Origin of the sequence: Bradyrhizobium sp. RP6 (assembly GCF_003837805.1) — a bacterium.
Taxonomy (GTDB): Bacteria; Pseudomonadota; Alphaproteobacteria; order Rhizobiales; family Xanthobacteraceae; genus Bradyrhizobium.
In genome coordinates, this window is sequence record NZ_RQIT01000005.1 from 247,252 (window position 1) to 259,591 (window position 12,340).

General features: G+C 65.9%; 11 protein-coding genes and 1 other RNA gene. 4 read left to right on the top strand and 8 right to left on the bottom strand.

The window, feature by feature from the left end; all coding sequences use genetic code 11:
• Position 1: 1 nt before the first annotated feature.
• On the bottom strand, positions 2-991 hold the full coding sequence (rsmH, locus tag EHH60_RS13940) for a 16S rRNA (cytosine(1402)-N(4))-methyltransferase RsmH (RefSeq protein ID WP_199751448.1): 990 nt from the start codon (positions 989-991) through the stop codon (positions 2-4).
• 441 nt (positions 992-1,432) lie between these two features.
• On the opposite strand from rsmH, the gene EHH60_RS13945 reads away from it, so the two are divergent.
• On the top strand, positions 1,433-2,296 hold the full coding sequence (locus EHH60_RS13945; RefSeq protein WP_199751449.1) for an N-acetylmuramoyl-L-alanine amidase: 864 nt from the start codon (positions 1,433-1,435) through the stop codon (positions 2,294-2,296).
• Positions 2,297-2,333: 37 nt separating this feature from the next.
• Here EHH60_RS13945 and EHH60_RS13950 read toward each other — a convergent pair whose 3' ends face one another.
• Both EHH60_RS13950 and EHH60_RS13955 read right to left on the bottom strand, forming a co-directional pair.
• A complete protein-coding gene (locus tag EHH60_RS13950; RefSeq protein ID WP_124160023.1) occupies positions 2,334-3,566 on the bottom strand; it encodes an RNA polymerase sigma factor in 1,233 nt (410 codons plus the stop codon).
• A gap of 144 nt (positions 3,567-3,710) precedes the next feature.
• Positions 3,711-4,064 carry a YciI family protein gene (locus EHH60_RS13955; protein ID WP_124160024.1) on the bottom strand — a complete coding sequence of 118 codons (354 nt, stop codon included), beginning with the start codon at positions 4,062-4,064 and terminating at the stop codon, positions 3,711-3,713.
• 149 nt (positions 4,065-4,213) lie between these two features.
• Here EHH60_RS13955 and rnpB point away from each other — a divergent pair.
• Positions 4,214-4,693, top strand: an RNA gene (gene rnpB / locus EHH60_RS13960) — RNase P RNA component class A.
• A gap of 245 nt (positions 4,694-4,938) precedes the next feature.
• Here rnpB and EHH60_RS13965 read toward each other — a convergent pair.
• Positions 4,939-5,652, bottom strand: coding sequence for an alpha/beta fold hydrolase (locus EHH60_RS13965; protein ID WP_199751450.1), 714 nt, complete (start codon positions 5,650-5,652; stop codon positions 4,939-4,941).
• 66 nt (positions 5,653-5,718) lie between these two features.
• Positions 5,719-6,147 carry a DUF983 domain-containing protein gene (locus tag EHH60_RS13970; RefSeq protein WP_199751451.1) on the bottom strand — a complete coding sequence of 143 codons (429 nt, stop codon included), beginning with the start codon at positions 6,145-6,147 and terminating at the stop codon, positions 5,719-5,721.
• 79 nt (positions 6,148-6,226) lie between these two features.
• Between EHH60_RS13970 and EHH60_RS13975 the strand changes: the two genes are divergently transcribed.
• Positions 6,227-7,597 carry an aminotransferase-like domain-containing protein gene (locus EHH60_RS13975; protein ID WP_199751452.1) on the top strand — a complete coding sequence of 457 codons (1,371 nt, stop codon included), beginning with the start codon at positions 6,227-6,229 and terminating at the stop codon, positions 7,595-7,597.
• A gap of 1 nt (position 7,598) precedes the next feature.
• Here EHH60_RS13975 and EHH60_RS13980 read toward each other — a convergent pair whose 3' ends face one another.
• Positions 7,599-7,862, bottom strand: coding sequence for a hypothetical protein (locus tag EHH60_RS13980; RefSeq protein WP_199751453.1), 264 nt, complete (start codon positions 7,860-7,862; stop codon positions 7,599-7,601).
• Positions 7,863-8,089: 227 nt separating this feature from the next.
• Between EHH60_RS13980 and EHH60_RS13985 the strand changes: the two genes are divergently transcribed.
• Positions 8,090-8,833 (top strand): sulfite exporter TauE/SafE family protein, encoded by a 744-nt coding sequence (locus EHH60_RS13985; RefSeq protein ID WP_028182074.1) that lies wholly within the window; start codon positions 8,090-8,092, stop codon positions 8,831-8,833.
• Here the strand turns inward: EHH60_RS13985 and EHH60_RS13990 are convergent.
• Entirely contained in the window at positions 8,830-10,239 is a 1,410-nt protein-coding gene (locus EHH60_RS13990) for an MATE family efflux transporter (RefSeq protein WP_199751454.1), read from the bottom strand. The genes EHH60_RS13985 and EHH60_RS13990 overlap by 4 nt on opposite strands.
• 54 nt (positions 10,240-10,293) lie before the next feature.
• On the bottom strand, positions 10,294-12,093 hold the full coding sequence (locus EHH60_RS13995) for an ABC transporter ATP-binding protein (protein ID WP_199751455.1): 1,800 nt from the start codon (positions 12,091-12,093) through the stop codon (positions 10,294-10,296).
• Positions 12,094-12,340 lie beyond the last annotated feature (247 nt).

The window sequence follows — 12,340 nt, forward strand, 5'->3', positions numbered from 1 at the left end:
GCTAGCCACCCCTCATCACATCGGAGAGTTTCGGCCAGGGCGACGCCTCGTCGGTCTCATGCGCCGGTGCCGGGGTGCGCTCGGCGGCGCGCAGCTTGGCGGAGCGCGCGCGCGGATTACCCGCAACTTCGTCTTCACCGGCGACGACTGGCCGCCGCGTCAGAACCCGGAAGCTCGGCGTCACTTGCGCCACCTCCGGCAGATGCCGCGAACCGCCGCCGGTCCTGGAGCGCTCGGCGAGAAAATTCTTGACGATGCGGTCTTCCAGCGAATGGAACGACACGACGACGAGGCGGCCGCCGGGCTTGAGCATGCGCTCGGCCGCAGCGAGTGCCGTCTCGAGTTCCTCGAGCTCCTCGTTGACGAAGATGCGCAGCGCCTGGAAAGTCCGCGTCGCCGGATGAATGTCTCCCGGCTTTGAGCGAACCACCCTTCCGACGAGGTCGGCGAGCGCGCGCGTGGTGGTGAACGGAGTTTCCTGCCGGTCTGCGACAATGGCGCGGGCGATGCGGCGCGAATGCCGCTCCTCGCCGAGGAGATAGATGATGTCGGCGAGATCGCCTTCCGACGCGCGTGCGACGACGTCAGCGGCGGTCGGGCCGGTCTGCCCCATCCGCATGTCGAGCGGACCGTCGAGACGGAACGAGAAGCCGCGGCCGGCCTGGTCGAGCTGCATCGAGGACACGCCGACATCCATCACGACGCCGTCGATCGCCTCGACACCTTGCGATGCGCAGACCTCGGCAAGGTTGGAGAAGCGGTCCTCGACCAGCGTCAGCCGGCCCGTGGAGCGTTCGACCAGTTCGGCACCGGCAGCAATCGCGGTGCGGTCCCGATCGATGGCGATGAGTCGGGTTCCCGGCACCTCGAGGATCGCGCGGCTATAACCGCCCGCACCAAAAGTGGCGTCGACGTAAACGCCGCCCTCGCGCGGAGCGAGATGCACGATGGCCTCACGGCCAAGAACGGGGATATGCGGAACCGGGCTCATGCGCGATGCCTGCCGACCGCCCGGCCTGGCATGCAAGCGAGATCGGGGACGAACAAGCCCATAACGCCTCGAATCATTGCGCGTCGCGGCGGTTCCACGACCAAGCCCTTGTCCAGCATGGTTACCGAGCCCGGTCGTCCCCGGCCACAAACCCAGTGTTCCCAGTGGAATTTGTCGGGCAGCCATGGGATTCCGAGCCAAAATACGCTTTGGCCGCCTCCGGACGCGGGTCGGCTCTTCATCCCTCAGTAACGGCCCTTAGCGTTAAGAAAGCGTTGCTCGACTCGATACAACTCGTAAAGGTGACGAGCGGGGTGATGCTTCATCCACACACATCGGCAAAATGCATCCGTTAACCGCGCCGCGCGATTGCGCGCGGTGGAGGGTAAAGGAATAGTAAAGAGAAGGGCTTGCCCCACTCTCCGTCAGTTCGAGCTGCTCATGCCCTCCGGTTCGTCCACACCGTCTGGATCCGATTCGAAGCGTCAACGTGTTCTCCCGGTTCCCAAGGCCGTGGCGAGCCTGCGGACCTTCGAGCCCGACTCATCGATCGTCTCGGACATCATCCCCTCGCCCAACCATGGCGAGCGCAACAAGGGACGGCAGCCGGACATGATCGTGCTGCACTACACCGGCATGCCCGATGTCGAGGGCGCGCTGGCACGACTGTGCACGGCTGGCACCGAAGTCTCGGCGCATTATGTCGTGCTGGAGGACGGCCGCATCGTGCAATGCGTGCCCGAGGCCAAGCGCGCCTGGCACGCCGGCGTCTCCTCCTGGGCCGGCGAGGACGACATCAACTCCTGCTCGATCGGCATCGAGATCATCAATCGCGGCCACGACTGGGGCTATCCGGAATATCCGCTGCGCCAGATCGCCGCCGTGATCGCGCTGTGCCGCGGCATCATGCTCCGCCGCAAGGTGCCGGCCCACCGGGTGCTCGGCCATTCCGACGTCGCGCCCGCGCGCAAGAAGGACCCCGGCGAGAAGTTTCCGTGGCATTCGCTGGCCAATTCCGGCGTCGGCCACTGGGTCACGCCCGCCCCGATCGTGCGCGGCGAGACTCTGATGCTCGGCACCATCAGCGACGCCGTGCTGAGCATGCAGCAGGCGCTCGCCAGATACGGCTACGGCGTGCCCCTGAACGGCAAATACGACGCTGCGACGATGGAAGTCGTCACCGCCTTCCAGCGTCATTTCCGTCCCGCGCGGCTCGATGGCGTCGCGGATCATTCGACACTGTCGACACTGCGGGCACTGCTGGCGAGCTTGCCGGAGGAAGGGACGGCGGTGGCGTCGAAGTGACGGCCTGGCCTCCCCGTCATTGCGGAGTGTATGGCCCCTACCCCATCTCCCTCATCCTCCGTGCATAGAGCCGCCGCAACGGCTCGAGCTGCGTTGCGTCCGTCGCCGCACGATAGGCATCTCGCGCCTCATCCTTGCGGCCAAGCCGCCGCAACAGATCCGCCCTCACCGCGGGCAACAGCCCATAGCCGCGAAGCCCGCCGCGCGCGGTGATCGCATCAACGAGATCGAGCGCCCGTGCCGGCCCATCGACCATCGAGACCGCCGCGGCATGGTTGAGCTCGATCACCGGCGAGGGGTTGATACGCAGCAGCACCTCGTAGAGCCCGGCGATCTGCGGCCAGTCGGTCTGCTCGAAGCTGGGCGCGCGCGCATGCAGTGCGGCGATCGCGGCCTGCACCGCGTAAGGCTGCGGCTGGGCGGGCACGCGCAATGCGTCCTCCACCAGCCGCAGGCCCTCCTCGATCTGCGCGCAGTCCCACAGCGAGCGGTCCTGCTCTTCGAGCAGCACGATGTCGCCGGCCGGCGTCTCGCGCCCGGCGCGGCGCGCGTCGTGCAGCAGCATCAACGCCAGCAGGCCCTTGATGCCGGCGCGATCGGGCATCAGCTGGTCGAGCAGGCGGCCGAGCCGGATGGCCTCGGCCGCAAGATCGGGCCGCATCAGGTCCGCGCCCTCGGTCGCAACATAACCTTCGGTGAAGACCAGATAGATCACGGCGAGCACGCCATCGAGCCGCGGCGCCAGCGCGTCGCGCTCGGGCACCTCATAGGGGATGCCGGCAAGCCTGATCTTCTGCTTGGCGCGGACGAGCCGCTGTGCCATTGCCTCCTCGCCCACGAGGAACGCGCGCGCGACCTGCGCTGTCGACAGCCCGCAGACCGTGCGCAGCGTCAGCGCGACCTGGACCTCGGGCGCGAACGCGGGATGGCAGCAGGTGAAGATCAGCCGCAGCATGTCATCGTCGAGCGTTGCCGGCGGCTCGTCGGGGCCCAGCGCGTTCAGCTCGAGCTCATGCACCAGCGCCTGCTGCTTGCCGCGGAAGACGGCCTGGCGGCGGATGCGGTCGATCGCCTTGTGCTTGGCGACATTGACCAGCCAGGCGCGCGGGTTCTCGGGGACCTCAGACCCCGCCCAGCGGTCCAGCGCGACGGCAAAAGCATCCTGCAGCGCGTCCTCGGCAAGATCGAAATCACCGACGAGACGGATCAGCGTGGCGAGCGCCCGCCCCGCCTCGTCGCGGAAGATTTTGTCGATCTCGCCCGGGATCATGTCGCGCGATCACTTAACTCCACTGTCATTCCGGGCGCGACGCAGTCGCGAACTCTGGTGCGCAATTGCGCACCTGAGAATCCCGAAGCTGGGAGCGAGATTCCGGGTTCTCGCTTCGCGAGCCCCGGAATGACGGCTTCGCCGTCACTTCTCATACACCCAGATCGGCCGCACCTCGATCGAGCCGATGCGTGCGCTGGGAATCCGCGCCGCGATCTCGATGGCCGCATTCAGATCCTTGGCTTCGATGAGATAGTAACCGCCGAGCTGCTCGCGCGTCTCCGCGAACGGACCGTCGGTCGTCAGCATCTTGCCCTCGCGCACGCGCACGGTCGTCGCGGTCGTGGTCGGCTGCAAGCGGTCGCCGGCCTTGAAATTGCCGCTCTGGATGATGCCTTGGGTAAAGGTCTGGTATTCGGCCATCAGCTTCTGAGCCGTGGCCGCGTCGTTCTTCGCGTACTCGACTTCGTTCTGGTAGATCATCAGCAGATATTGCATCGCTTCACTCCTGTTGTTCGGCTGGGTCGCCGACATCCAGTCGAACGGACCACGCGCCAAACGACATGTTCAGGATAAATTATTTCGGACCGCCGGTGCGGAGCGATATCGGCTTGACGAAACCGTCACAAATGCCCATGCGTTGTCGGTCAGTCGGCCGGACGGCCGCTCCGGCAGGTGCCGAAAGGCCGCCGGGGAGGAAAGTCCGGGCTCCCTTGACATGCGGTGCCGGATAACGTCCGGCGGGGGTGACCCCAGGGAAAGTGCCACAGAGAACGAACCGCCCGCCTTCGCCCTCAGGGGCTTCGGAGCGGCAAGCCCTCGGGCCTGTCGTGCCGTAGCAGCGCAAGCTGCGTAGGTGGGTAAGGGTGAAAAGGTGCGGTAAGAGCGCACCGCGGTTCCGGCAACGGAGCCGGCATGGCAAACCCCACCGGGAGCAAAACCGAATAGGGACGGCTCAAGCGGGCTGTTCGCGAAAGCGATAACGCCGCGGGGCGATGTCAGGCTCGCCGTCCGGGTAGGTTGCTCGAGGCCATGTGCAAACACGGTCCCAGAGGAATGGCCGTCACGTATCGTTCGCGCAAGCGGACGGTGCCCTACAGAACCCGGCTTACAGGCCGGCTGATATTCTAAAGCGTTTTCGAGCGAAGTGGTTTTCCGGTTCGCGTGAAGAAAACGCGTCTTACTGAGAGAGTGACGAGGGGTTCGGTGCCAACGCATCGGACCCCTCACCATTTTGGCCGGGCGTCCCGCCATTCAACCGCTGTCTTGCTGGGACTCGCTGAGCGAGAACCCGGAATCCATCGGTCGGCAGAGACGGAGGAGAGATGGATTCCGGGTTCGTGCTGCGCACACCCCGGAATGACGGCGAGAACTAGGCAACGATCGCCTTCAGCACTGCCATCAGCGCCTCCGGCGCCGTCACGTTCGGCGCGTGGCTCGCGTCGAGCTCAAAATAGCGCCAACCGTCCTCGTTCTTCGTGCGCCTCGCAAACTGCCCGAACACGTCGCCCGGCGGGATGCGCGTGCAGTAGATGTAGCTGCGCGGCATCGCCGGCTCGCCGTGCTCGAGCCTCAAGCGCGTCTCGAAGCATTTGATCGGCATCGGCACGCGGCGCGCGTTGAGCCAGTCGAGATCGGCCTGCAGCGTGTCGGGCGGCGGCGGGTTTGGCGGGATGCGGTAGCCGTCACCGGAGCTCGCTGCCTTGCGCATCGGCTCGCGGCCGGCCTCATTGAGATCGAACAGCGATTGGCCATCACGTGGCACGAAGGCGTCGAGATAGATCAGCTGCGTCACGCGCTCGCGCGCGCGATCGGCAACGCCGGTCGCGACCATGCCGCCATAGCTATGGCCAAGCAGCACGATGTCGCTGAGATCCTCGAAGGCGATGACGTTGAGAATGTCCTGGATGTGCGTTTCCAGATCGATCGCGGGGCTTGCGAGATGCGCGCGCTCGCCGAGCCCGGTGTAGGTCGGCGCCACCAGGCGATGGCCGGCCTGCGCCATCAGCGGATGCATCTTCTTCCAGGCCCATCCGCCGGACCACGCGCCATGACAGAGCAGGAAAGTCTTCGCGCGTGCGGCCATCGGCGTTCCCATCGTTCTTCTTGGTACGAGGGAGTGTAGCGGCAGCGCGCACGATGTAAACGCCGCTCAGGCCGCCCGCGTATCCGCCTTCACCAGCACGGGCGCAAGCTCGCCGGCCTCGCGCCGCAGCTTGCTCGCCTCGAAGCCGTGCATGCCCAGCTGCCATTGCAGCCCGACGATGGCGCCCTTGGTCGGTTGCAGCAGTGCGAGCGACGCGAACAGCGTCACCGGCAGCCACACCGCGAGCTGCAGCCACTCCGGCGGTGCATAGGCGGTCTCGACCGCGAGGATCGCGGGGACCACGAGATGGCCAACCACGACCATCACGAGATAGGCGGGGAAGTCGTCGGCGCGCTGGTGAAACAACTCCTCGCCGCAATGGTCGCAGCTGTGGGCGACCTTCAGGAAGCGGCCGAACAGATGCCCTTCGCCGCAGTTCGGGCACCTGCCGCGAAAGCCACGCCGCATCGCCTTTGCAAGAGAGACCGTCGCCATGACCACACCTCTTCCTTTTCGAAGATCCATACAATAATATCTTGCATCCATACATTCAAAGGATATTGGGCTAAATTGCATGGATTGGACCCCTACAATCTCGGAGCTGAGCGGCCCGCGCTATCAGCGCATCGTCGATGCGATGGAGGCCGACATTGCTGCGGGCAGGCTGGTGCGCGGCCAGCAATTGCCGACGCAACGCGCCCTCGCAAGAGCCCTCGGCATCGACCTGACCACGGTGACGCGCGCCTATACCGAAGCCCGGCGCCGCGGCATCATGGAAGCCCGCGTCGGACAGGGCTCGTTCGTGTCGGAGACCAGCGCGCGCCGCGCGGTCGACCTGCCGCATCCCGTCGCGATCGACCTCTCGATGAACGTGCCACCGCATCCGCTGGAGGCGCAGCTCGACGAGCGCATCATTGCCGGGATGGAAGCCATCCGCGCACAGTCGGGCCTGACGGCCTATCTCAACTACCAGCCGCCCGGCGGCAGCGCGCATGAGCGCGAGATCGCGGCGCGCTGGATGCGCGCACGCGTTCCGCATGCGCAGGCCGACAGGCTCGTGATCTTTCCCGGCGCGCAAACCATCCTGTTCAATCTGCTCGCCCATCTCGCGCGGCCCGGCGACATCGTTCTGACGGAAGCCCTCACCTTCCCCGGCATCAAGGCCGCTGCAGTGCGGCTCGGCGTCAAGCTCGTCGGCGTCGCCATGGATGACGGGGGCATTTTGCCCGATGCGCTGGCAAAGGCGTGCCGCGTGCACCGGGCAAAGGCCGTGTATCTCATTCCGACGCTGCACAATCCGACCACCGCGACACTGTCCGCCGAGCGGCGCAACGCAATCGCAAAGATCATTCGCGATGGCGACACGACCTTGATCGAGGACGACGCTTACGGCCTGCTCGATCGCTCGGCGTCGCCGATCGCGAACCTCATTCCGGAGCGGACTTATCTCGCGACCACGCTGTCAAAATGCATCGCGCCGGCGCTGCGCGTCGCCTATCTGGTGACACCCGATAACGGCGCGCAGCGGAGCATGTGCACGTCCTTGCAGGCAACCGTGCAGATGCCGGCGCCACTGATGGTCGCGCTGGTGACGCATTGGATCGAAAGCGGCATTGCCGATCGCATCATCAGCGCCATCCGCAGCGAGGCGATCGGACGCCAGCAGCTTGCACAGCGCGCGCTGAAAGGCTTTCAGTTCCTGGCCAAGCCTGCCGCCCATCATCTGTGGCTGCGGCTGCCGGAAGATCGGACCGATGTCGCGGCACATCTCCTGCGGAACGGACTTGCGGTCGTCGCCGGCGAGGCCTTCACGGTCGACGGGACACCGCCGCATGCGGCACGTGTCTCGCTGGGGGCGGCACGGAACAGATCGGAATTGACGGAAGCGCTGCGCATCCTGATCGGCGCGCTGCAGAAGCCTGCCGACACCAGGCAGATCGTCTAGATCATCGACGATGACGGCGAGGGCCGGAGCGCACCACCGGTGCCAGGGGTCGCGGATAGGCCTGCGAGGCATATGCATCGCTCGGCGCTCCCTGCTGACCGAGAGCCGCACGCCCCGCAGGCGTGAGCTGGCCGCCGTTCAGCACATCACGATCGGGATGGGCGGCCTGATAGGCCGCCGGCTCGGAAAACTGCGCCTGGGCCATTGTCGGCGTCAACGCCACCGCGAGCAGCGCGGCCGCAGCGGCAATCTTGGTGCGGGTCATGGTCATTCTCCATCATCGCAGTCAGGACTGACCGATCGAGCGCACGATCGCGTCGGGCGGCCCCAAGATTGAAGTACGGCCATCATGTAGGCGTGTCTTCCGCGAAAGCCCGCCACGGCAGATCACGCTTGCGTGCAGCATGGATTGACCTGCATGGCAGCAGGCATGTTTATGCGAGCGCTGGCGATCGACAATCCGGGATCGCCCCTTGCGACAAGGTTAATCTGTTGGAAACGCTCACCTACGTCCTGCTGCTGTTCGGCGCGCTGGCCGGCGGCTTCGTCTCGGGACTGGCCGGGTTCGGCACGGCGCTGATGGCGCTCGGCATCTGGCTTTACGTCCTGCCGCCCTCGCTCGCGGTACCACTGGTGCTGATCTGCTCGGTGATCGCACAGACCTCGACGCTGCCCTCGATGTGGAAAAGCTTCGACCTTTCGCTGGTCTGGCCGTTCCTGATCGGGGGCCTGATCGGAGTCCCGCTGGGAACCATGATGGTCGCCACGGCCGATCCGAAGGTGTTCAAGCTGAGCGTCGGTGTGCTGCTCCTGATCTTTTCGAGCGCGCTCTACCTCAACAAGAGGCCCCTCGCCTTCAAGTTCGGCGGCAGGATCGCCGATGGAGCGATCGGCTTTGCCGGCGGCATCCTTGGCGGCCTCGCCGGACTCTCGGGGCCGCTGCCGATCCTCTGGGCGAACATCCGCGGCTGGAACAAGCATGAGCGACGCGGCATCTTCCAGCTCTTCAATTTCACGGTGCTCGCCACCGCGCTGGTGCTGCAGACGGCGTCAGGCCTGGTCGAACTGAAAGTGGTCTGGCTCGCACTGGTCGCGTTTCCGGGCACGCTGATCGGCGCATGGGCCGGCGCCCGCGTCTATCACGCCCTGAGCGACAAGCATTTTGGCGATGTCGTGCTCGGCCTGTTGTTCCTGTCGGGCCTTGGCCTCGTCTGGAATAGTGTTGGCACGCACTAAAGCGCCGGCGCGCGTGCAGGAGGCACGACCGGCTCGACCCCCGACTGCTCCACCGCTTGCTCTGGAGAAGGCAATACCAGCCGCCTGGCGAATTCGCGACGCAACAGCCACAAGCTCAGCACAGCCTGGAGCGTCGTCGCCGCGACCGACAAATACCAGACGTGCTCCATGCGAAAGCCCGGCCGGGTCGAGAGCCAGATCGCTGGCAGCGAATAAGTGAAGACGCGCGTCGCCGAACTCAAGAGCACCGGGCTGGTGTTGCCGAGCCCCTGGAACATGCTCGAGCAGGTGAAGATCAGACCCTGCGCCACCATGTTGAGCGAGATGATACGCAAGAACAGGAAGGCGATCTCCATCGTCTCGTGGTCGTTCGAGAATCCGGCGAGCAGCAGTTCTGGCTTCAACTGCGCAAGGATCATGAAACCGATCATCACGGCACTGGCGATCAGGGCCGTCTTGACTAAGGTTTCCCGCACGCGCTCGGCGATTCCGGCGCCGACGTTCTGACCGGCGATGGGCCCGGCCGCCAGCGCAATCGCAAGCGCCGGCATCTGGATCAGGCCAAGCACCCGCTGCCCGATGCCGAATCCGGCCTGCGCCGCTGCGCCGAAATCGCGCAGCACGAAATAGACCACGGCCATGAAGATGAACATCATCGCGAACTCGCCGCCCGCGGGCAGGCCAACAGTGAGGATGCGCTTCGAGTGGCGCGGCCGCGGACGCCACTGCGCCGGATTGAAGGCGACGTAGCGCTCGACCTTGCGAAAATACGCCAGCAGCATCAGGACGCCGGCACCCACTGCGATCGTGCTCGCCAGCCCGGCGCCGGCAACGCCGAGCGGATAGCCGGTGCCCCAGCCCGAGATCAGCACCGGCGCCAGCGCGATGTTGATGATGACCGCAAGGACCCGCACCAACATGGCGGGACGCACGATGCCGGTCGCGCTTAGCGCGGAGGCAATCACTTGCATGACGAATTCCAGCGCGAGCGCCGGCATGAACCACTGCAGATAAGTGGTCCCCGCCTCGATCGTGGCCCGGTCCGCGGCAATCGAACGCATATAGAGGCGCGACAACACCGCTCCCGCGGCAAGGGTCACCAGGCCGAACAGCACCGACAGCGCGACTGCCTGATTGAAGATCAGATTGGCGTCAGGCCGGTCCTTTCGTCCCACCGCATGCGCGATCAGCGCCACCGTCCCGACGCCGAGCACCTGTATCAGGCCGTTGACGAGAAAGCCGGCATTCCCGGCCGCGGCCACACCTGCCACGGCGGCATCGCCGAGGCCCGAGACGAAGTAGAGATCGACCAGCTGGCAGATCATGATTGAGATCATGCCGGCCATAATCGGCGGTGCCATGCCCAGGATGTGGCTCACGATGGAGCCGCGCGTCAGGTCTTTCATCTCATTCCGTCCTCGGCGGATGACGGCGGGACCTTCGCCCCGCTGCACCCCGCCTCATTCCGCTGCTGCGATCTTTCCGAGCTCCACGACCTGGCGCTCGAACAGGCCGCGATAGATGCCCCCTCGCTTGGCTGCGAGCATCGCATGCGTGCCTTGCTCGACGATCTCGCCGCGGTCGAACACCAGGATGCGATCGAGGCTCTTCACCGTCGACAGGCGATGCGCGATCACGATCGAGGTGCGGCCCTTCATCAGCCGCTCCATCGCCTCCTGGATCAACGCCTCCGATTCCGAATCCAGGCTCGAGGTCGCCTCGTCCAGGATCAGCACCGGCGCGTCCGCCAGGAACGCGCGCGCCAGCGCCACGCGCTGCCGCTCGCCGCCCGACAGCTTCACGCCGCGCTCGCCGACCAGCGTGCCGTACCCCTTCGGCAGGCGCAGGATGAAGTCGTGCGCATTCGCCAGCCGCGCCGCCTGCTCGATCGCCTCGAGGCTGGCGCCGGGCCGGCCATAGGCGATGTTCTCGGCGAGCGAGCGGTGAAACAGGATCGGCTCCTGCTGCACGATCGCGATCTGGCTGCGCAGCGATTGCTGCGTGGCGTGCGCAATGTCCTGCCCGTCGATCAGCACGCGGCCGCCGGTGACGTCGTAGAGCCGCTGCACCAGCTTGACGAAGGTGGTCTTGCCGGAGCCGGAGCGGCCGACCAGGCCGACGCGTTCGCCGGCGCGGATCTTGACGGACAAGCCGTCGTACAGCGGCGCGCGATGGCCGCCATAATGGAACGTGACGTCGTCGAACACGATCTCGCCGCCCTCGATCGCGATCGGCCGCGCATCGGCTGCATCCGCAATCCCGATCGGCTCGTCATGGATCGCCACCAGCTCGTCCATGTCGTTGACCGAGCGCTGGAGGTTGTTGATGTGCATGCCGACGTCGCGCAAGTACGCGTGGATGACGTAGTAGCTCGTCAGCACATAGGTGACGTCGCCGGGCGAGGCGTGACCTGACATCCACAGCAGCACCGATCCGCCGATCACCGCCCCCCGCAGGCATAGCAGCAGCGAGAGCTGCGCCATGGCGGTGTAGTTATAGCGGAACCAGGTCCGCCGCACGCGCACGCGCCAGCGATTAATGACACGGGCGAGCCGCGCGTCCTCGCGCAGCTCCGCGCCGAACGATTTCACCACGGCATTGCAGGTCAGCGCGTCCGCCAGCGTGCCGCCGACCTTGGTGTCCCAGGCATTGGAGACGCGCGCCGCCGGTGCGACGTAGCGCGTCGAGAGCAACACCGTGATCGTGACGTAGAAGATCGCCCCGAGCGCGATCACGAGGCCAAGCGAGGTCCAGTGCACGCCGATCAGGATCATCGAGCCGGCCAGCACCAGCAGCGACGGCGCCAGAGCCATCAGGATGGTGTCGTTGAGCAGGTCGACCGCCCACATGCCGCGGCTGATCTTGCGTACCGTGGAGCCGGCAAAAGAGTTCGCGTGCCAGTCGGTCGAGAAACGCTGCACGCGCGTGAACGCATCCTGCGCGATGTCGGACATGATCTTCAGCGTGAACGGCACGATCGCCTGGAGACCGACGAGACGCAGCACCATCGACGCCGCGCCCAGCGCCACGATGGCGCCGAACGCGACCAGCGCCGCGTGGCGCGCATCGGGATCGGACGGACCGCGGGTCAGCGCATCGACCAGATGTCCCGAGAATAGCGGCATGAACAGGTCGGCGATGGTCGCACCCAGCAGCCCGCCGGCCACGACGAGGCCGCGCCCCGGCTGCTTCAGCCAGTGCCGGAATACGAAAGGCAGCACCACGCGAATGGCGGCGGGCTTCTTGGACAGAGCGGTCATGACATCATCCGGCCGCACGTGCGGGCCGGCTCCATCGATGGACGCAGGCCGGCCGCAAGGACCGGGACGGCGTCACTCAGAACTGATTTTGACTTGGGAGGTGGAGCGATCGGGACGCCTGGTCGAAACCCTGGCCCAATCGAAGCTGGCGGAAGAGGCCTCTAACAGGCCGCGTACATACCGAGCCAGAACGTGATCGAGGTCATCATCGAGCGCGGGCGTACGATCTGCGAATGCGACGAAATCA